Source organism: Mycobacterium sp. TY814 (assembly GCF_030755175.1).
Lineage (GTDB): Bacteria > Actinomycetota > Actinomycetes > Mycobacteriales > Mycobacteriaceae > Mycobacterium.
Genome location: NZ_JAUFRY010000001.1, coordinates 764086 through 784332 on the forward strand (window position 1 = coordinate 764086; position 20247 = coordinate 784332).

The following is a 20247-nucleotide window of genomic DNA, read 5'->3' on the forward strand; positions in this document are numbered from 1 at the left end:
GAATTGCAGACCCGCACTCGCACTTTCGCTGCAGAGTTACAGCCTCGGCGAGCAGAGAGCTCTACAACGTCGACGGGCGGATCACCACCACCGATCTGGTGCGGCGACCCTCGTCGCACAGCAACGCGATCACCCGGCCGTCCTCGGCGGCGGCCGCGTACACGCCATCGAGACCGGCCGGTGTCAGCGGCCGGCCGTTGGCGGCGGCGTCGGCCTCCTCGGCCGTCAGGTCACGACGCGCGAACATCAGCAGGCACGCCTCATCGAGGCTCAGCGACAGGCGCGGGCGCTCGGCCAGGTCCTCGAGCGTCACGGCGTGGCGCAGGTCGAACCGCCCGACCCGGGTGCGCCGCAGCGCGGTCAGGTGACCACCCACACCGAGCGCGGCGCCGAGATCGCGGGCCAGCGCGCGGATATAGGTACCCGACGAGCAGTCGACCGCCACGTCGAGATCGATCAGGCCCTCCGCGCGACGCGTCGCCAGCACCTCGAACCGGTCGATGCGCACCGGCCGGGCCCGCAGTTCGACGGCCTGACCTTCGCGGGCCAGCTGGTAGGCGCGCCGGCCGGCGACCTTGATCGCGCTGACCGCCGACGGCACCTGCTCGATGTCACCGCGCAGCCCGTCCAGCGCCGCCGCGATCGCCTCGTCGGTGACGTGGTCCGCCGGAACCGACTGCAGCAGTTCACCTTCCGCGTCATCGGTGGAGGTGGACTGGCCCAGCCGGATGGTGGCCGCATACGACTTCGTCGTGGCGGTCAACAGGCCGAGGATCTTGGTGGCGCGCTCGATGCCGATCACGAGGACACCGGTGGCCATCGGGTCCAACGTCCCGGCATGACCCACCCGGCGGGTGCCGAAGATCCGTCGGCACCGCCCCACGACGTCGTGACTGGTCATCCCGGCCGGTTTGTCGACAACGACCAATCCGGCGCCCAGCCCGGGGCCGGTTTCGGTCATAGCACGATCGCGGTGAGCACCAGCCCGCGCTCGACCGACCAGCGCCCGGTCAACGACGCCAGCGGCGGACCCGACAGGGCTTCGGGATCGATCAGGATCCGGGAGACGAAGCGGCCGGCGGCCGGCGAGTCCGCCTGGAACGTGATGTGTGCGTCCTCGAAACCCAGCCAGCGCTTGGTCAGCGGGAACCACGCTTTGTACGTTGCTTCCTTGGCGCAGAACAGGATTCGGTCCCAATGCAATTCGTTCGGCAGTGCCGCAGGAATCTCGGCGCGCTCGGCCGGCAGGCTGATCGCGTCCAGCACGCCGTTGGGCAGCACATCGTGCGGTTCGGCGTCGATGCCCACCGAGCGCACCGGCCCGTCACGTCCCACCACCGCGCCCCGGTAGCCGGCGCAGTGGGTGAGGCTGCCGACGACACCGTCGGGCCAGCACGGTTCGCCCTTGTCCCCCTTGAGGATCGGGACGGGCGACACGCCGATCTCACCCAGCGCCACGCGGGCACAGTGCCGCACGGTGATGAACTCATTGCGCCGCTTGGCCACCGACCGGGCGATCAGCGGCTCCTCCTCGGGCAGCGGCTGCAGGTCCGGCGGGTCCGAATACAGCTCGGCATGGCCCAGGTTGTCGACCAGGGTGCCGGGCAGCAGCGACGACACCAGTGTGCGGGTGTTCACCGGGACTGCCGCTGGCGCAGTCGTTCCTGAAATTGGGCGTGCTGGGCCCGCATCTCAGGGGTGATCGTGAAGTGCCCGCCGAAGTCGTTCAGGTAGCCCGGCGCGTACTGCGGGTCGGGCAGCACCTGGCGCAGCCAGCTGTACGGCTTGCGCCGGCGCCACTCGCGCGGGTAACCCACCGACACCTCTTCGAACCGCACGTCGTCGTACCAGGTGGTGCGCGGAATGTGCAGGTGACCGTAGACCGAGCAGATCGCGTTGTAGCGGGTGTGCCAGTCGGCGGTCTTGGTGGTGCCGCACCACAGCGCGAACTCGGGGTTGAACAGCGCGTCGCAGGGGTCGCGCACCAGCGGGAAATGGTTGACCAGCACCGTCGGCTGCATCCAGTCGAGCTGTTCGAGGCGGGCCCGCGTCTTGGCGACCCGCTCGCGGCACCAGGCATCGCGGGTGGCGTACGGCTCACAGGACAACAGGAACTCGTCGGTGCACACCACGTTGCGTTCCTTGGCGATGGCCAGACCTTCGGCCTTGGTGGCGGCTCCGTTCGGCAGGAACGTGTAGTCGTACAGCAGGAACATCGGCACGATGGTGGCCGGGCCGCCCCGCTCGGTCCACACCGGGAAAGGGTGCTCGGGGGTGACGACGCCCATCTCGTCACACATGTTGACCAGATAGTCGTAGCGGTCACGGCCGAAGATCTGCAGTGGGTCTTTGTTGGTGGTCCACAGTTCGTGGTTGCCCGGCACCCAGATCACCTTCGCGAACCGCCGCCGCAGCAGATCCAGCGCCCAGCGGATCTCATCGGTGCGTTCGGCGACATCCCCGCAGACGACCAGCCAATCGTCCGGCGACGACGGATGCAGCGACTCGGTGACGGGCTTGTTGCCGAGGTGACCGGTGTGCAGGTCCGAGACAGCCCACAGTGTCGGCTGTCCCCCGCCCTGCTCATGTCCTGTCACGATTCACCACCCTAGCGATCCGCAGTGGATTGCCTCGTTTCGCTTACGGCTGCATTGCAGCGACTTGTACACTCCCGGCAAGAGGATCGCCGGGAGCAGGGGGTGTCGTGTTCGCCAAAGTGCGTCTGGCTGCAGCGCTGAGTGCGCTGGTCACAGCGGTGATCATCGGCTTCCAATTCGCTCCCCCGGCCCCGACGGCGCGCGGGCCCGTCGAGCTGCGGTCGACGGCTCAGCCAATGGAAACCACCATGAAGAGCCCGATCGTTGCGACGAGCGACCCGAGTCCGTTCGATCCCTGCACCGATATTCCGTTCGACGCGGTGCAGCGGCTGGGACTGGCTTTCACCCCTCCTGAGCCGCTCGAAGGCCTGCGCTGCCAGTTCGACGCCGGCAACTACCAGTTGGCCGTGGAGCCGATCGTGTGGCGGACCTACGCCCAGACGCTGCCCGCCGACGCCGTCGAGACCACGATCCAGGGCCACCGCGCCGCCCAGTACTGGACCTTGAAGCCGACTTATCACAACAGCTTCTGGTACATCTCCTGCATGGTGACGTTCAAGACCAGCTACGGCGTCATCCAGCAGTCGCTGTTCTACTCCACCGTGTATTCCGAGCCCGACGTCGACTGCCCGTCCACCAATCTGCAGCGGGCCAACGACCTCGCTCCGTTCTACAAATTCTGATCCTGCCTACTCTGGCTGTGTGAGCATCACATCCCTTCGGCGTGAGCAACTCAAGCAGCGGACTCTGACCAGCGGTCTCGGCCGTCGGGCCGCTCTCGGCGCGATCGGCGCCGCGTTCGGACTGCCACGAGCCACCACGCGTTACACCGTCGACCGCGTCGAGATTCCGATGCGCGACGGCGTCCATCTCATCGCCGACCACTACTCTCCCCAGACGTCCAAGCCGACCGGTACGTTGCTGGTCCGGGGACCCTACGGGCGCAAGCTGCCGTTCTCGCTGGCCTTCGCCACCCTGTATGCCGCCCGCGGCTATCACGTGGTGATGCAGAGCGTCCGGGGCACCTTCGGCTCGGCCGGCGAGTTCGAGCCGATGGCCAACGAGGCGGACGACGGCGCCGACACGGTGCAGTGGTTGCGCGAGCAACCGTGGTTCACCGGCCGCTTCGCCACCGTCGGGCTGTCCTACCTCGGCTTCACCCAGTGGGCGCTGCTCAACGATCCGCCCCCGGAACTGGCCGCCGCGGTGATCGCGGCCGGTCCGCACGACTTCTGCGAATCCATTTGGGGCACAGGCACATTTGCGGTCAATGACTTCCTCGGCTGGAGCGACATGGTGAGCCGGCAGGAGGACCCCCGCCGCCTCCGGCACGCCATCCGGCACCTTCGGGCGCCCCGCAAAGTGGCGAAGACCGTCCAGAGGGTTCCGTTCGGGCCGGCCGCACGCGATCTGCTCGGCTCGGGGGCACCCTGGTTCGAAACGTGGGCGACGCAACCCGAACCCGGCGACCCTTTCTGGGAGCGGTTGCGCTTTCCCGACGCGCTGGATCGCGCCGAGGTGCCGGTGTTGCTGCTCGGCGGTTGGCAGGACCTGTTCGTCGGCCAGACGACGCGGCAGTACCGGCACCTGTCCCGGCGGGGGGTGAACGTCGCGATGACGGTCGGCCCCTGGACGCACGTCCAGATGATCACCAAAGCCCTCCCCCTCACGACGCGGGAAACGCTGGACTGGCTGGACTTCCACCTCGGCGGCGCACCGGCGCTGAGCCGCCCGAGCCCCGTGCACGTCTTCGTGACCGGCCAGGGCTGGCGTCACCTGCCCGACTGGCCGCCGGCCACCGACGAACTGGCCCTGTACCTGCAGCCCTACGGGCACCTGGGCGACACCCCGCCGGAGACCAAAACCCGGCCCGCGAACTTCCGCTACGACCCGAAGAACCCGACCCCGACGACCGGCGGGCCGCTGCTGTCGGCGAAGGGCGGCTACCGCGACGACACCGAGCTCGCCCAGCGCGACGACGTGCTGAGCTTCACCGGCGCCACCCTGACCGAGGACCTGTTCGTCTATGGCAGCCCCGTCCTGGAATTGGCGCACAGTTCCGACAACCCGCACGTCGATTTGTTCGTCCGGGTCAGCGAAGTGGATGCCAAAGGCCAATCCCGAAACGTGAGCGACGGGTACCGCCGGCTCGGGGACTCCGCACGTAGCGTCCGCGTCGAACTCGATCCGATCGCGCACCGCTTCGCGGCCGGGTCGCGCATCCGCGTCCTGATCTCCGGAAGCTGGGTCCCGCGCTATGCGCCCAACCTGGGCACCGGCGAACCGGTGCTGACCGGACGCGAGCTCAAGCCGGCCACCCACTCGGTGCACTTCGGCGAGTCCCGATTGCTGCTGCCGGCTTCAGGCGATGGCGGCACGGACCCGGTGGACGACCTCGGCTAACTCGGCATCGGCGTGCACGGGCGCCGACAGCTGGGGCGCGCCGGGCAACTGCACCCAACTGGTACAGCCGGCGTAGTCGGGGGTGCGGGTCAGCCGCACCGGTTCGACGAGCGGTATCGCCGACACCACCAGGACGGCGAGCTGATGTCTGGGCCGGAAGTCGAGCCGGTCGGCGCGCACCGAATCGGCGGTCCAGATATGCAGATCCTCTATGTCGGGCAATCGCTCAGGCCGGTTAACCGCAAGTGCAGCAACGATTTTCGCAGCTGCTCGCACCGTCACCCAGTCCTCGGTGCTGTCCGCGGCGCCGGCCGCGAGCAGATCCTGATGCTCGGGACGGACGCGCTGGGCGTGGCTGTGCGCCACCGTCGGGAACAGCAGGAACTCGTCGGCAGCCACCTCGAAGCGCTTCTCGCCGATGCCGCCCTTGCGCAGCAGGATCGTCTGGCGTCCGTCGAGCAGCGCCCGCACCGCCGCGCTCCACTCTTTGAGCGCTGTCGTGGCTCGAGCGCTCGTCATCTCAGCGCTTGGCGGGCCACTACTGGACCTTCTTGAGGGGCGCGGCGCAACGGCGGGACGGTCTTGGGCGGCTGCCGCCGAGGCGGCAGCGCGTCAAGCAGCCGGGCGGTCGAGGCGGTCACCTCGGCGACCGCGGCTTCGAACGCGTCGGCGTTGGCGGCGGACGGATGGGTGATCCCACTGACCTTGCGTACGTACTGGCGCGCCGCGGCCGCGATCTCCTGGGCAGTGGCGGGCGGCTCCAGCCCACGAAGTTCGGTGATATTGCGGCACATGGTCTCCACGATAAGCGCGGCATCGGCTTTGGCTACGGTAAGAGCCATGACCGACGAGATCCTGCTGATCGACACAGACGAGCGGGTGCGCACCCTGACCCTGAACCGTCCGCAGTCCCGCAACGCGCTGTCCGCGGCGCTGCGCGACCAGTTCTTCGGTGCCCTCGCCGACGCCGAGGCGGACGACGGCGTCGACGTCATCATCGTCACCGGCGCCGATCCGGTGTTCTGCGCCGGACTGGACCTCAAGGAGTTGGGCGGGCAGACCGCTCTGCCCGATATCTCGCCACGCTGGCCGGCGCTGACCAAGCCGGTGATCGGCGCCATCAACGGTGCCGCGGTCACCGGCGGGCTCGAGCTCGCGCTCTACTGCGACATCCTGATCGCCTCCGAGCAGGCCCGTTTCGCCGACACCCACGCCCGGGTCGGCCTGCTGCCGACCTGGGGCCTGAGCGTGCGACTGCCGCAGAAGGTCGGCGTCGGACTCGCCCGGCGGATGAGCATGACCGGCGACTACCTGTCGGCCGCCGACGCACTGCGTGCCGGGCTGGTCACCGAGGTGGTGGCGCATGACCAACTGCTGCCCACCGCCCGCGCCGTTGCAGCCTCCATCGTCGGCAACAACCAGGATGCGGTCAGGGCGCTGCTCGCGTCCTACCACCACATTGACGACGCCCAGATCGGCGGCGGTCTGTGGCTGGAAGCCGCTGCGGCACGGCAGTTCCGCACCAGCGGCGACGACATCGCGGCGAATCGTGAGGCGGTACTGCAACGCGGACGTTCCCAGGTGCGCTAACCGACTGGTGATGCCACAACCGGCTCCGCAACGCGCACGGCGTTCGAGCACCGACGTCGTCCTCACGGTCGTCCTGTTCGTCGCGCAGTTCGCGGCCAGTGTGCTCTCCTTCATCGGCGCGTTGGGGCCGGCGATGTGGTTGATGCTGCCCGGGTGCAGCGACAACTGCGACAGCGCCGGCGTCGAGCACTTCTACTCCCAGACCGGCTTCGGTATCGCCGTGGTCGCCGGTGGGATCATTGCCGGTTTGCTGGTGGCGGTGATCGGTTCGGTGACAGCCGGAATTCGACGGTCGGTGATGTGCCTCTGGCCCGCCCTGGGCCTGACCATCGTCGGTGTCACTTTCGTTGCCGCACTATTCATCTGGCTGAACGCCGTACCTGACACAGCGCCACGCTGAACTCGACCGTGACGTACCGGCGAGCGTCGCCGGCAGTGGCTGACGGGTTCGGTAAAACGCGGCGCGGCGCGCCCACGGCCAGGGCCGACCGCCCTACTCGCCCGCCCGGTTGGACGTCTGATGCATGAATGTATTTTATGTGTTGACGTATCGGATTTGGCGTCGTATTTTTTCTGGTAGCGCCGAGCAGGCGGCGCGCCCCACCCTTCCCCTCTGCTCCCCTCTGCGCGCGATGCATCGCGGCTCGAGAAAGGCACTGCCATGTCATTCGTCATCACATCGCCGGAGTCGATCACGACCGCCGCCTCGGATCTGGCCCGCATCGGGTCGGCCATCAGCGAGGCCAATCTGCTTGCGGCACTGCCTACTTCGTCGGTGTTGCCGGCGGCCCAGGACGAGATCTCGGCTGCCATCGCCGCACTGTTCGGCAATCACGCGCAGACCTACCAGGCGATCAGCGAGCAGGCGGCGAACTTCCACGCGCAGTTCGTGCAGTCGATCGGCACCGCCGCCGGGTCCTACGCCACCGCCGAAGCGGTCAACGCGTCGCCGTTGCAGGCCATCGAGCAGGGTGTGCTGGGTGCGGTCAACGCCCCCACCCAACTGCTGCTGGGCCGTCCGCTGATCGGCGACGGCGCCAATGGTGCGGCCGGTAGCGGTCAGGCCGGCGGCGCGGGCGGAATCTTGTGGGGCAACGGCGGTGCCGGCGGTTCGGGTGCCGCCGGCCAGAGCGGTGGCTCCGGCGGGGCGGCCGGATTGATCGGTAACGGTGGAGCGGGCGGTGCCGGCGGGGTGGGTGGTGCCGGTGGAACCGGCGGCGCGGGCGGTTGGCTGTGGGGCAGCGGCGGCGTGGGCGGTTCAGGTGTCGTCGGCGGCGCCGGCGGCACCGCCACCCTGCTCGGCTCCGGGGGTGCGGGCGGCGCCGGTGGATACGGCGGCACCGGCGGCACCGGCGGCTGGCTCTGGGGCAACGGCGGGGCCGGAGGTTCGGCCGAGGCCGGGTACTTCGGCGGAGCCGGCGGGGCGGCCCGGCTGCTGGGCGCAGGCGGAGCCGGCGGCGCCGGTGGATATGGCGGCACGGGCGGCACCGGCGGCTGGCTCTGGGGCAACGGCGGGGCCGGTGGCGCCGGAATCGACGGCGGCAGCGGTGGAGCCGGCGGCAATGCTGTGCTCCTGGGCAGCGGCGGCGCGGGCGGTGTCGGGGGCGTGGGCACATCCTTGACACCGCACGGTGGTACCGGCGGAAACGGGGGTACGGGCGGGTTCCTCTACGGCGACGGCGGGGCCGGCGGCACCGGCGGCGCCGGCGTCGCGGGGGTCAGCGGCGGCGCCGGCGGGTCAGGCACCTCTGGCGGCGACGGTGGCGCCGGGGGTATCGGCGGACGGGGTTCGCAGCTGCTCGGATCCGGTGGAGTCGGCGGCACCGGCGGGCAGGGCGGTGCGGGCGGCGCCGGCGGCAACGGCAGCCACGGCGGCGCGGGCCAGACCGGCCAGGCCGGCGGCAATGGCGGGAACGGCGGCGTCGGCGGCGTGGGCGGCACCGGCAACGAGGGCGGCTGGTTGAACAAGATCTTCACCCCCTCGGGCGGCCAAGCCCTCGGTGGTGCGGGCGGCAACGGCGGTACCGGCGGAGCCGCCGGCGACGGCGGCAACGGTGGCGACGGCACCTGGAACATGAACGGCGGCAATGGCGGTAACGGCGGCAATCCCGGCACCGGCGGCGCCGGTGGGGCAGGTGGCGCCGGCGGCCGCTTCGGCCAGGCGGCAAGTGGCGCAATCGGCAACAGCCCGCACAGCGGCGGAAACGGCGGAAACGGCGGCGCCGGCTCGGTCTCGGTTTCACCCGGCGTCAAGGGGAATGACGGTGGCAACGGCGGCAACGGCGGCCTGTACGGCAACGGTGGCAACGGGGGTGCCGGCGGCAACGGCACGTTCGGTTCCGACGCGATCGCCGGCGCCGATGCCGCCAGCGGCAGTGCTGGCGGGAACGGCGGCACCGGCGGCAAGGGCGGTGCCCTGGCCGGCAACGGTGGCAACGGCGGGGCCGGCGGGCACGGCGGCGACGGCGGCGACGGCGGCCGGGGCTTCGACGGCCAGGTCGGCAAGGCCGGCGGCGGCACCGGTGGTGACGGCACCAACGGCGGCCGGGGCGGCAACGGCGGAGCGGGCGGCAATGGCGGGGCCGGGGGTACCGCCACCGCGGGACAGGCCGGCAAGCAGGGTGCCGGCGGCAATGGCGGCAATGCAGGCAACGGCGCCGTCGGAGGGAACGGCGGCAACGGCGGCGACGGCAGCTTCGCCAACGGCGGCAACGGCAACGGCGGCACCGGCGGCAACGGCGGCAATCGCGGAGTCGGCGGCACCGGCGGCGCCGGTGGACTCGGTCCCGACGGCACCACCGGCGCCCGCGGAGCCGACGGCTACACCCCCGTCAGCGGCGGCAACGGCGGCAATGGCGGTAACGGGGCCACCTCGGTAAACCCGAACGTGGCCGGCGGAAACGGCGGCAACGGCGGCAACGGCGGCTCTCACGGCAACGGAGGCACCGGCGGGGCCGGTGGCAACGGTGCATCCGGCACCAACGCGGTGGCCGCGGGCGGCGACGGCACCAGCGGGAGCTCCGGCGGAAACGGCGGCACTGGCGGCAAGGGTGGCTCGATGGCCGGCAACGGCGGTACCGGCGGAGCCGGTGGAAACGGCGGCGAGGGGGGTGATGGCGCGGTCGGCTTGAACGGCCAGCCGGGCAAATTCCCCGGCGGCACCGGCGGCGACGGTATGAACGGCGGCCGTGGCGGCAACGGCGGCGCCGGCGGCAACGGCGGGGCCGGCGGCACGGCAACCGCCGGGCAGGCCGGCAAGCAGGGCGTCGGTGGCAACGGCGGCAACGCCGGTGACGGCGCCGTCGGCGGCAACGGCGGCAAGGGCGGCGACGGCAGCTTCGCCAACGGCGGCAACGGTAGTGGCGGCACTGGCGGCAATGGCGGCAACCGAGGAGTCGGCGGAACCGGGGGGGCCGGCGGCACCGGGTCCGCCCCCGGCGCCCGGGGCGCCGACGGCTACACCCCCACCAGCGGCGGGAACGGCGGCAACGGCGGCAATGGCGCGGACTCCTTCAACCCGAACCTGGCGGGTGGCGACGGCGGCAAGGGCGGCAACGGCGGGCTGGACGGCAACGGTGGCAACGGCGGACGCGGCGGAAACGGAGCCACCGGCACTAACGGAACCAACAACACCACGGCCGGGGGCACCGGCGGCAACGGCGGCAACGGCTCGGCCGGGGGTTCCGGCGGCGCCGGCGGCAACAGCGGGGTGTTCCACGGCAACGGCGGCAACGGAGGTGCCGCCGGTTCGGGCGGCAATGGCGGCAGCGGCGGCGCCGGCGGAAACGGGACATCAGGCACCACGGGCATGCCCCATGGAAGTGACGGGGGCACCGGCGGAACCGGCGGCCAGGGCGGTCAAGGTGGTCAGGGCGGAACCGGCGGAGCCGCGGGCAAAGCGGTAAATCTGAACGGCGGCACGAACGGCATTCAGGGCGCCGGCGGCAACGGCGGCCAAGGCGGCGGCGGAGGTAACGGCGGGACTGGCGGCAACGGCGGCAACGGCGCCTCGGCCAGCGGCATCACCCCGCAGGCCGGCAACGGCGGCAACGGCGGTGCCGGCGGCACCGCGGGCAAGGGTGGCAACGGCGGCGCCGGCGGAGCCGGCTCCACCACCGGAACCACCGGCGGCACCGGAATGCAGGGCAAGGGCGGCAGCGGCGGCGCGGGCGGAAACGGCGGAAACGGCGACACCACCGGTGTGGCAAACCCCACCGCCGGCAACGGCGGGACAGGCGGCGCCGGCGGTGAAGGCGCCACCGGCGGCACCGGTGGCGCGGGCGGTCACGGCGGCAACGGCGGCGTCGGCAATAACGCGGACGGCGGCGCGGGCGGCACCGGTGGCCGGGGCGGCAAGGGCAATCTCGGCGCGGGCGGCGTCGGCGGAATCGGCGGCAACGGCGGAAACGGCGGCAACGCCACCAACTCCTACCTGGCGGGCAACGGCGGCAATGCGGGCAACGGCGGCTACGGCGGTGACAGCACCAACGCCCCGGGTGCGTCGGGCGGCACCGGCGGCACCGGCGGCACCGGCGGCACCGGAATCAGCAACGGCGGCAACCTCTCTCGGCCGGGCGGCTTCGGCGGCACCGGGGGGACGGGTGGCACGGGTGGCGCTGGACGATATGGCTTGCAGATCCTGGCCGGCTCCTTCGGCAACACCGGGGGACCCGGCAGCGGATCCGGCGGCATCGCGGGTGGCGCCGGTGGCGGCGGCGGTGCCGGGGGCAAGGGGGGCGGAAGCTGACCGCCGGCCCTCAGTGGCGGAACCCGGAGAGCTTGCGCTTGATCTGTCGGTTGTAGATCGCCTGCAGCTGTTTCTGGATGCTGCCGAACGTTGCGCCGACGTCAGCCCCCTTCAGGCCGATGGACTCCAGACCGGCGGATATGACACGGTCGCCGCCGGGAAGGAAGACGCGGGCGTAGTCCTGCGGACGGGTGTGTGGCAGCTGCTCGAAGGCCACCCGGGCTCGCGGATTGTCGTTCAGATACCGCTGCTGGCTGGGGTCGTCTGCTGCCGATTTCCGCACCGCGAGATAACCCGTGTGCTGACTGAAGTACGCGGTGTTACGCGGATTCGTGACGTACGCGATGAACTTGAGCGCGTTGAGCTTTCGATCGTCGGACAGCTTGGTCGGGATCGCCAGACCGGCACCGCCGGTCGGGCATGCGGGTGCTCCGCCGGGGCCGGTCGGCAACGGCGACACGCCGAAGTCGAACCGGGCCGCGGCGGTGATCCCGACCAGCGCGCCCGTCGAGGCCACCGTGGAGGCGAGGATGCCGGTGGCGAACTCGTTGGCGATATTGTTGGCAATCGCCGCGTACCGCTTGTCGTGGATCGATTCGCGCAGAAAGGTCCCTGCCGCGATGGTCGCCGGGTCGGTGAACCTCAACGTCCACTGGTCGGAATACGCACCGCCGAACGCCCAATTCGGCCCTTCGAAGGTCCAGGAGATCGCTTCGGAATTCGACCAGCCGTGCGCCAGGTTGCCCGCGCCGACAACGCTCTGCAGGCGCGGTCCCCACTCGTCGAACTCCGGCCAGGAGATCGGCCCGCGGTCCGGCAGCCCGGCCCGTTCCCAGGCGGCCTTGTTGTAGTAGAACAGCGGCGTCGACCGCGCATACGGCACCGCGTAGTGGTGCCCGCCGAACTCGTAGTCGGCCAGCAATGAGTCGACATAGTCCGTGGTGTCCACGCCCACCTGGCGGAACAGGTCGTCCAGCGGGGCCAGGACGCCACTCAGCGCGAAGTGGAACCACCAGATGTCATCCAGCACAACGACATCGGGCACGTCGGCGCCGATGAGCGCAGCGTTGAACTTCTGCGCGACCTCGTCGTAGTCCTTCCCGGCATCGATCAACTTGACCTGCAAGTCCGGGAATTCCTGCTGGAACCGGTTGATCAGCTCGCGCTCCACCCCGGTCGACAGACCGGGATGGTTGGACCAGAACGTGATCGGGCCGTTTCCGGACTTGACCGGGCTACGGTCGCCCATGCCCGCGCAGCCGGCCGTCACACCGGCCGCCGCCAATGTCAGCAGCGCTCTGCGGCTCAGCACCGTCACCCCTTCACCGCACCGGAGGTCAGGCCCTTGATCATCTGCCGCTGCAAGACAATGAAAATCAACAGGATCGGCAACATCGCCAGCAGCGTCACCGCCATCACCGGGCCCCAGTTGGTGACGCCTTCGGCCTGCTGCAGGAAGGTCAGGCCCACCGGCAGCGGTGCCACCGACTCGTCGTCGGACATCAGGAACGGCCACAGGTATTCGTTCCACTCGTTGACCACCGTGATGATGCCGAACGCCACCATCGTAGGCCCGGACATCGGTAACACCACCTGCAGCAGCAGTTGCCACCAGCGCGCGCCGTCCATCCGTGCCGCTTCGATGACCTCGGCAGGAAGCGACAGAAAATGGTTGCGCATCAAGAAGGTTCCGAACGCGACACCGGCCAGCGGCAGGATGATGCCGGGAAAGGTGTTGCGCAGGCCCAATTGAGAGATCAGCGCATAGTTGGAGATCACGGTGATCTGGTTGGGCACCATCAGAGCGGCGATGATCAACAGGAACACCGCGTTACGCCCGGGAAACCGCACGAACACCAGGCCGAAGGCGCTGAGCACGCCGAGGACGAACTTCACCGCCGCCAGCGACGAGGTGATGATGACCGAGTTGCGCACATAGGTCCAGAACGGAATCTGTTGCGTGGCAGTCCGGTAATTCTGCGGATGCCAGTGCGGCGGCCACCAGGTTGTCGGCTGCGAGTAGACGTCGGGCTGCTCTTTCAGCGACGTGAAGAACACGAACGTCAGCGGTCCGGCGATCAGCGCGACCACCACCAGCATCGCCGCGTAGCCGAGCAGACGTGCGGGGCGAAAGCGATCGGAACTCACTGGCGCTGCTCCCTGTCCATGACGCGCACCTGGTAGTAGGTGATGGCCAGCAGTACCAGGAACATGATCGTGGCGACGGCGGCGCCGTAACCGGCGCGGAAGTTTCGGAAAGTCTCGAGATACACCTGGTAGACCATGGTGGTGGTGCCGGTGCCCTCCGGGCCGCCGCGGGTCATGACGTTGATGACGTCGAAAACCTGCAGCGAGCTGATCAGCACGGTGATCGACAGGAAGAACGTGGTGGGACGCAGCTGTGGCAACGTCACCATCCGGAATGTGGTCCACCGGCCGGCACCGTCGATCTGCGCCGCTTCCAACAGGTCTCGTCGCACCCCTTGTAGCGCTGCCAGGTAGATGACGAAGGTGTAGCCGAGGTTCTTCCAGATGTAGGTGACGATGATCATGAACATGGCCCAGTGCGCGTCCTGGTAGAAATCGGGAACCCCGAGCCCGACGCGGCGCAGCAGGTCCTGGATCAGACCGAAGTGCGGGTCGAAGACGAACTGGGCGGCCAGCCCCACGGCAGCACCGGAGATCACGAACGGCGCGAACACCGTGGAGCGCACCACATTCCGGCCGCGCAGCGGCTGATCGAGCAGCATGGCCAGCGCCAGCCCCAGCACCATCGAGCCGGCCACCGCGGCCACGGTGAACACCGTCGTGTTGAGCACGATGCGCGCGGTGTCGGAACGGGTGAACCATTCCGCGTAGTTCGACAGGCCGATGAATTCGGCTTGCGGGTCGGAGATGTTCCAGTCGAAGAAGGACAGCCGGATGTTGTCGGCCAAGGGGCGGTAGATGAACAGCGCCAGCAGCGCCACGTTCGGTCCGACGAGGACGAGGAACAGCGCGTAGTCACTCCACGGGCGGCGCCGGGCCCGCTGCGTCGTCCTCACCGGCGCAGTCTAGCCCCGGGTATCGGCGCCGAGATTGCTATCAGGGCTGTGGAGAGGTGACCAATCGCAACCGCCACCGCAATCTCGGCGCGCATCAGAGCGGGCCCGTCCCGGTGACGGCCCAGCGCCCCGACAGCGCCCGCCAGGCGCCGAAGACCAACCGCAACACCATGAATGTGCTCAGCCCCGACCAGATCCCGGTCAGCCCCCAGCCGTAGGCCAGCGACAGCCAGATCAACGGCAGGAACCCGAGCAAGGCGCTCGCGACGGTGGCGGTGCGCATGAACGCGGCGTCACCGGCCCCCAGCAATACGCCGTCCAACGCGAAAACGATTCCGGCGATAGGCAATTGGGCCACCATGAACCACCACGGGACCGCCACCGCGGTGAGCACGGAGTGGTCGTCGGTGAAGAGGTGGGGCAACACCGGAAAGCCGGCCCCGAACGCGACGGCCAGCAGCACCGCCGCCAGCAGCGAGAACCACGTCACCCGCCACGCGACCCACCTGGCATGCGCGGCGTCACCGGCCCCCAGCGCGGCACCCACCAGTGACTGCGCCGCAATGGCCAGCGAATCGAGAACGAGGGCGAGAAACGTCCACAGCTGCAACACGATCTGGTGGGCGGCCAGCGCGGCGGCACCGAACCGGGCCGCTACCGCAGCGGCCGAGACGAAGCAGATCTGAAAAGCCATGCTGCGCAGGATCAAATCCCGCCCCATCACCAGCTGGGCACGCAGCGCGGCACCGTCGAGCCGCAGCGGCACCCGCTCGGCGAGCAGGGCGCCGCCGAACAGCAGCGCCGCCAGCCACTGACCGATCAGATTGGCCACCGCCGACCCCGCCAGACCCAGCCGCGGCAGGCCGAGAAAGCCGTACACCAGCACCGGGCACAGCACCGCCGAAAGCCCAAAGCCCGCAACCACATAACGCAACGGCCGCACGGTGTCCTGCACGCCGCGCATCCACCGTTTCCGGCGAGCGAGACGAGAATCGCCGGGGCACCCAGAATAGCGATCCGCAACCACGGCAGCGCCGCGGACGCGATCTGGTCACTCGAGCCGATCGCAGACACCACCGGCACCGCCGTGACCTGCACGACGACGACGATCGCCGCGCCCAGACCCACGCCGAGCCACGTCGCCTGGACACCCTCGTGCACGGCGGCGGCGCGGTCTTCGGCGCCGAAATAGCGCGCCGCGCGCGCCGTCGTGCCGTAGGACAGGAAGGTCAACTGGGTGCTGACCAGGCCGAGCACCAGGCTGCCGACAGCCAGGCCGGCCAACGCCACCGCGCCTAGCCGCCCGACCACCGCGGTGTCGAAGAGCAGGTAGAGCGGCTCCGCAGCCAGCACACCCAGAGCCGGCAGGGCCAGCGCGGCGATCTGCCGCCCCCCGGCAACCGGTCGGCCAGGGCCGGGCCCGCCGTCGTGCAAGGCCGCTAGTCGAGCGCCGTGCGCAGCGCCGCCACCACGTCGTCGATGGTGCCGGCGGTGGAATAGCCGGCCGCCAACCGGTGCCCGCCGCCGCCGAAGCCCATCGCGACCGTGGCCAGGTCGATCGATTTGGCCCGCATCGACACCGACCAACGCTGTGGTTCGACTTCCTTGAACACCGCTGCCACCTCGGCCTGCTGCGTGGTGCGCACGATGTCGACCACGCTCTCCACTTCCTCAGAGCGGGAGTGGAGCCACTCGTGGTGGTCGACCACCGCGTAGACCAGTCCCAGACCGCCTGCGGCGTCGGGCAGCAGGCGGGCCGTGCCCAGCACCCGGGACAGCATCGGTAGCCAGGCGTACGGGTGGCTGTCCATCAGCGAGCGGCTGACGGCGGCGTTGTCCACCCCGATGTCCACCAGGCGGGCGGCCAGCCGGAGCGCCCTCGCGCTGGCCCACCGGAACGACCCGGTGTCGGTGGTCAACCCCGCGTAGATGCAGTGCGCCACCGCCCGGTCGATCGGTTTATCCCAGACGTCGAGGATCTCGGCGACCATCATCGTGGTCGAATCCGCGGACGTGTCCACGTAGTTCGCGGTGCCGAACAGTCCGTTGGACGCGTGGTGGTCGATCACCAGCATGTGCTGGTCATCCGCGGCCAGATCCTGCAGCGAGCCGAGCCGGTGCATGCTGGGGACGTCGACGGTCACCACCAGGTCGACGTCGCGACGCACGTCGTCGGGACCCACCAGCAGGTCGCATCCGGGAAGCGTACGCAGCGACTCCGGCAGGTTCGCCGGCGCTGCGAAGCTGACCTGGACTCGTTTGTCGCACCTGTCCAGCACCATGCCCAATGCCAGCCCGGCGCCGATGGTGTCGGCATCGGGATGGACGTGACAGATCACCGCCACCGACTCAGCGGCAGACAACAGCTGCACGGCGCCGGCTGCATCGACGCGCGCCCCGTTGAGGCGCGGTATGCCGGTCAGCTCAATCTTCGGATCGATCTTGCGATTGATAATCGTCATCGGTGTCCTCAGCTTCGATGCCTCGAGCACTGCCAAGTCCCCCGGCGACCAGCGGTTCGGCCGCCGATCCACTATCACGGTACGGGTCGGCCTCCCCCGCCGGTTTGGCACCCACCCGAACCCGCGCCAGATCGGCATCCGCGGCGCGGGCACGCGCCAGCAGCTCCTCCATCCGGTTCACCGTGTCCGACGTCGTGTCGCGGGTGAAGGTCAGGGTCGGCGTGAAGCGCACACCGGTGCCCGCTCCGACCTTGGTGCGCAGCACTCCCTTGGCGCGGTCCAGCGCCGCCGCGGCACCCGGATAGTCGGGCTCGTCGTCCAGCGTCCGGCCCATCACCGTGTAGTAGACCGTCGCGTCGTGCAGGTCGTTGGTGACCTTGGTGTCGACGATGGTCACACCGGCCAGCCCCGGATCCTTGATCTCGTATTCGATCGCCGAGGCGACGATGGTGCTGATCCGTTTGGCCAGCCGGCGTGCCCGTGCGGGGTCAGCCATGGGCGCTCAGCACCGTCGTCATGACCGTTCCTTCTGAACGAGCTCGAAGGACTCGATGATGTCGCCTTCCTTGATGTCCGAGTAGCCCAGCGTCAGACCGCACTCGAAGCCCTCCCGGACCTCGGTGACGTCGTCCTTCTCCCGGCGCAGCGAGTTGATCGACAGGTTCTCGGTCACCACGATGTTGTCCCGCAACAACCGGGCCTTGGCGTTGCGGCGCACCACCCCGGAGGTGATCATGCAGCCGGCGATGACACCGACCTTGGAGGACCGGAAGATCGCGCGGATTTCCGCACGACCCAGCTGGTTCTCCTCGTAGATCGGCTTGAGCATGCCGCGCAGGGCCTTCTCGATCTCGTCGATCGCCTGGTAGATCACCGAGTAGTAGCGGATCTCCACGCCTTCGCGGTTGGCCAGCTCCGTCGCCTTGCCCTCGGCGCGCACGTTGAAGCCGATGATGATCGCATCTGAGGCCGAGGCCAGGTTGACGTTGGTTTCGGTGATGCCACCGACACCGCGGTCGATGACGCGCAGCGCCACCTCGTCGTCCACCTCGATACCCATCAGGGCCTCTTCCAGCGCCTCGACGGTACCGGCGTTGTCGCCCTTGAGGATGAGGTTCAGCTGGCTGGTTTCCTTCAGCGCCGAGTCCAGGTCCTCCAGGCTGATCCGCTTGCGGCTGCGGGCGGCCAGCGCGTTGCGCTTGCGCGCGCTGCGCCGGTCGGCGATCTGGCGGGCGATGCGGTCCTCGTCGACGACCAGCAGGTTGTCACCGGCACCGGGCACCGACGTGAAGCCGATGACCTGCACCGGGCGCGACGGCAGCGCCTCGTGGACGTCCTCGCCGTGCTCGTCGACCATGCGGCGCACGCGGCCGTACGCGTCGCCGGCGACGATCGAGTCGCCGACCCGCAGCGTGCCGCGCTGGATCAGCACGGTGGCCACCGGACCGCGACCGCGGTCCAGGTGCGCCTCGATGGCCACACCCTGGGCCTCCATGTCGGGGTTGGCCCGCAGGTCCAGGGCGGCGTCCGCGGTCAGCAGCACCGCTTCTTCCAGCGCCTCGATGTTGGTGCCCTGTTTGGCGGAGATGTCGACGAACATGGTGTCGCCACCGAAGTCCTCTGCCACCAGGCCGTACTCGGTGAGCTGACCACGGATCTTGGCCGGGTCGGCGCCCTCCTTGTCGATCTTGTTGACCGCCACCACGATCGGCACGTCGGCGGCCTGCGCGTGGTTGATGGCCTCCACCGTCTGCGGCATGACGCCGTCGTCGGCCGCGACCACCAGGATGGCGATGTCGGTGGCCTTGGCACCGCGGGCACGCATGGCGGTGAACGCCTCGTGACCGGGGGTGTCGATGAAGGTGATCAGCCGCTCAGTGCCCTCGAAATTGACGCCGACCTGGTAGGCACCGATGTGCTGGGTGATGCCGCCCGCCTCGCCCTCACGGACGCTGGCGTTACGGATGGTGTCCAGCAGGCGCGTCTTGCCGTGGTCGACGTGACCCATCACGGTGACCACCGGCGGACGCGTCTGCAGGTCCTCCTCGCCGCCCTCGTCCTCGCCGTAGGTCAGGTCAAAGGACTCCAGCAGCTCGCGGTCCTCGTCCTCGGGGCTGACGACCTGAACGTTGTAGTTCATCTCGCTGCCCAGCAGCTCGAGCGTCTCGTCGCCGACCGACTGGGTGGCCGTGACCATCTCGCCCAGGTTGAACAGCGCCTGCACCAGCGCGGCCGGGTTGGCGTTGATCTTGTCGGCGAAGTCGCTCAGCGATGCGCCGCGGGCCAGCCGGATGGTCTCGCCGTTGCCGTGCGGCAACCGCACACCGCCGACGACCGGGGCCTGCATGTTCTCGTATTCAGCGCGTTTGGCCCGCTTGGACTTGCGGCCACGCCGGGGTGCGCCGCCGGGACGGCCGAACGCACCGGCTGCACCGCCGCGCTGACCGGGACGGCCGCCGCCACCACCGCCACCGCCGGGGCCACCGCCGCCGGGACGACCGCGGAAGCCGCCGCCACCGCCGGTCGCCGCGCCGACACCGCCGCCGCCGCGGTAGTTACCGCCGCCGCCGCCGCCGGGACCGCCACTACCACCGGGGCGGGCGCCACCGGGCCGGGGTGCGCCGGTCCGCGGCGGACGGGGCCCGCCGGAGGCGCCACCGGGACGCGGCGGCATGCTGCCGGGCGAGGCTCCGCCCGGCCGCGGCGCGCCCGGGCGGGGTGCGCCGGGACGCGGAGCCTGCGGGTGCGGACGCGGGATCGGCCGGTCGACCGGCTGTGCCGAGGAGAACGGGTTGTTGCCGACGCGGGGGGTACGCACGCCGGGCTTGGGCATGGGACCCGGACGCGGACCCGGCGTCATCCCTGGTTGTGGGGCCTGTGGGGCCGCGGGCTGTCCCGGTGCGGGCGCCGCCGGGCCGGGGGTCGGCGGGGCCGGGGGCGCGGGCTTGGCCCGAGCCGCGGGAGCCGGCGGGGTGGCCGGCGCAGCGGGTGGCGCCGGAGCCGCCGGGGCGGCCGGGGCGGCCGGGGCGGCCGGCCGGTTGGGCGCCGCCGGCTTGGCGGGAGCGCTGGTGGGCGCGCCGTTTCCGACGGCCTTGTCCAGTGCGCGGTCGAGTGCCGCATCGGTTGCCGCGGGCGCCACCTTCTCGGCGGGCCGGGCCGCCGGCGGGGCGGCAGCCGGCGGAGCTGACGGTGCGCTCTTGGCTGCACCGGCCGCGGGCTTGCCACCTCCGAACGACTCGCGGAGCCGCCGGGCCACGGGTGCTTCCACCGTGGATGATGCCGATTTGACGAATTCGCCCTGCTCGGTCAGTCGAGCGAGGACTTGCTTGCTGGTGACACCGAGTTCCTTTGCCAACTCGTGTACGCGGGCCTTACCTGCCACTACATCTCCTGTCTATGAGGCG

16 protein-coding genes and 1 pseudogene are annotated in these 20247 nt (G+C 70.2%); 5 read left to right on the forward strand and 12 right to left on the reverse strand.

All coding sequences use genetic code 11. From position 1 onward, the window contains the following. Window positions 1-61: 61 nt before the first annotated feature. Genes truB through QXH22_RS03125 form a run of 3 tightly spaced genes read right to left on the reverse strand, consistent with a single transcriptional unit; the run spans window position 62 to window position 2597 of the window. The gene (truB, locus tag QXH22_RS03115; RefSeq protein ID WP_306241294.1) at window positions 62-961 is read right to left on the reverse strand and encodes a tRNA pseudouridine(55) synthase TruB; all 900 of its coding nucleotides are present in this window, start codon (window positions 959-961) and stop codon (window positions 62-64) included. Next, window positions 958-1638, reverse strand: a complete 681-nt coding sequence (locus QXH22_RS03120; protein WP_306241295.1) for a 4'-phosphopantetheinyl transferase — start codon at window positions 1636-1638, stop codon at window positions 958-960. The genes truB and QXH22_RS03120 overlap by 4 nt, the downstream gene beginning before the upstream one ends. Then, on the reverse strand, window positions 1635-2597 hold the full coding sequence (locus QXH22_RS03125; protein ID WP_371934147.1) for a metallophosphoesterase: 963 nt from the start codon (window positions 2595-2597) through the stop codon (window positions 1635-1637). The genes QXH22_RS03120 and QXH22_RS03125 overlap by 4 nt, the downstream gene beginning before the upstream one ends. A gap of 107 nt (window positions 2598-2704) precedes the next feature. Here QXH22_RS03125 and QXH22_RS03130 point away from each other — a divergent pair, with 107 nt between their 5' ends. Together QXH22_RS03130 and QXH22_RS03135 are read left to right on the forward strand one after the other, a co-directional pair. Further along, entirely contained in the window at window positions 2705-3280 is a 576-nt protein-coding gene (locus tag QXH22_RS03130) for a DUF3558 domain-containing protein (RefSeq protein ID WP_306241296.1), read from the forward strand. Between the two features lie 19 nt (window positions 3281-3299). After that, window positions 3300-5000: a CocE/NonD family hydrolase gene (locus QXH22_RS03135; protein ID WP_306274908.1), complete on the forward strand. Its 1701-nt coding sequence runs from the start codon at window positions 3300-3302 to the stop codon at window positions 4998-5000. On the opposite strand, the gene QXH22_RS03140 is transcribed toward QXH22_RS03135, so the two are convergent. Together QXH22_RS03140 and QXH22_RS03145 are read right to left on the reverse strand one after the other, a co-directional pair. Further along, window positions 4959-5519 (reverse strand): DUF1802 family protein, encoded by a 561-nt coding sequence (locus QXH22_RS03140; RefSeq protein WP_306274909.1) that lies wholly within the window; start codon window positions 5517-5519, stop codon window positions 4959-4961. The genes QXH22_RS03135 and QXH22_RS03140 overlap by 42 nt on opposite strands. Continuing rightward, complete coding sequence (locus QXH22_RS03145; RefSeq protein WP_306275952.1) at window positions 5516-5794, reverse strand: DUF2277 domain-containing protein; 279 nt, start codon at window positions 5792-5794, stop codon at window positions 5516-5518. Before QXH22_RS03145 ends, QXH22_RS03140 begins: the two co-directional genes overlap by 4 nt. A 46-nt stretch (window positions 5795-5840) precedes the next feature. Here QXH22_RS03145 and QXH22_RS03150 point away from each other — a divergent pair, with 46 nt between their 5' ends. The 3 genes from QXH22_RS03150 to QXH22_RS03160 all read left to right on the forward strand — a co-directional run bounded on the left by QXH22_RS03150 (window position 5841) and on the right by QXH22_RS03160 (window position 11337). Beyond that, window positions 5841-6590: an enoyl-CoA hydratase gene (locus QXH22_RS03150; protein ID WP_306274910.1), complete on the forward strand. Its 750-nt coding sequence runs from the start codon at window positions 5841-5843 to the stop codon at window positions 6588-6590. A gap of 10 nt (window positions 6591-6600) precedes the next feature. Continuing rightward, window positions 6601-6990 carry a hypothetical protein gene (locus QXH22_RS03155; protein WP_306241301.1) on the forward strand — a complete coding sequence of 130 codons (390 nt, stop codon included), beginning with the start codon at window positions 6601-6603 and terminating at the stop codon, window positions 6988-6990. Between the two features lie 261 nt (window positions 6991-7251). Beyond that, entirely contained in the window at window positions 7252-11337 is a 4086-nt protein-coding gene (locus QXH22_RS03160) for a PE family protein (protein WP_306274911.1), read from the forward strand. 10 nt (window positions 11338-11347) lie between these two features. Here the strand turns inward: QXH22_RS03160 and QXH22_RS03165 are convergent, their stop codons facing one another. From QXH22_RS03165 to infB, 7 genes and pseudogenes are all read right to left on the reverse strand, one after another. Beyond that, a complete protein-coding gene (locus QXH22_RS03165; RefSeq protein ID WP_306274912.1) occupies window positions 11348-12655 on the reverse strand; it encodes an ABC transporter substrate-binding protein in 1308 nt (435 codons plus the stop codon). Next, complete coding sequence (locus QXH22_RS03170) at window positions 12652-13485, reverse strand: carbohydrate ABC transporter permease (protein ID WP_306241304.1); 834 nt, start codon at window positions 13483-13485, stop codon at window positions 12652-12654. Before QXH22_RS03170 ends, QXH22_RS03165 begins: the two co-directional genes overlap by 4 nt. Beyond that, complete coding sequence (locus tag QXH22_RS03175) at window positions 13482-14381, reverse strand: carbohydrate ABC transporter permease (protein WP_306241305.1); 900 nt, start codon at window positions 14379-14381, stop codon at window positions 13482-13484. Before QXH22_RS03175 ends, QXH22_RS03170 begins: the two co-directional genes overlap by 4 nt. A 94-nt stretch (window positions 14382-14475) precedes the next feature. After that, a pseudogene (locus QXH22_RS03180) lies at window positions 14476-15815 on the reverse strand (MATE family efflux transporter). A 5-nt stretch (window positions 15816-15820) separates the two neighbouring features. Next, the gene (locus tag QXH22_RS03185) at window positions 15821-16843 is read right to left on the reverse strand and encodes a bifunctional oligoribonuclease/PAP phosphatase NrnA (protein ID WP_306274913.1); all 1023 of its coding nucleotides are present in this window, start codon (window positions 16841-16843) and stop codon (window positions 15821-15823) included. Further along, entirely contained in the window at window positions 16806-17339 is a 534-nt protein-coding gene (gene rbfA, locus QXH22_RS03190; protein ID WP_306241308.1) for a 30S ribosome-binding factor RbfA, read from the reverse strand. The genes QXH22_RS03185 and rbfA overlap by 38 nt, the downstream gene beginning before the upstream one ends. Before the next feature lie 18 nt (window positions 17340-17357). Continuing rightward, window positions 17358-20225 carry a translation initiation factor IF-2 gene (infB, locus tag QXH22_RS03195; protein ID WP_306274914.1) on the reverse strand — a complete coding sequence of 956 codons (2868 nt, stop codon included), beginning with the start codon at window positions 20223-20225 and terminating at the stop codon, window positions 17358-17360. Window positions 20226-20247: the final 22 nt, after the last annotated feature.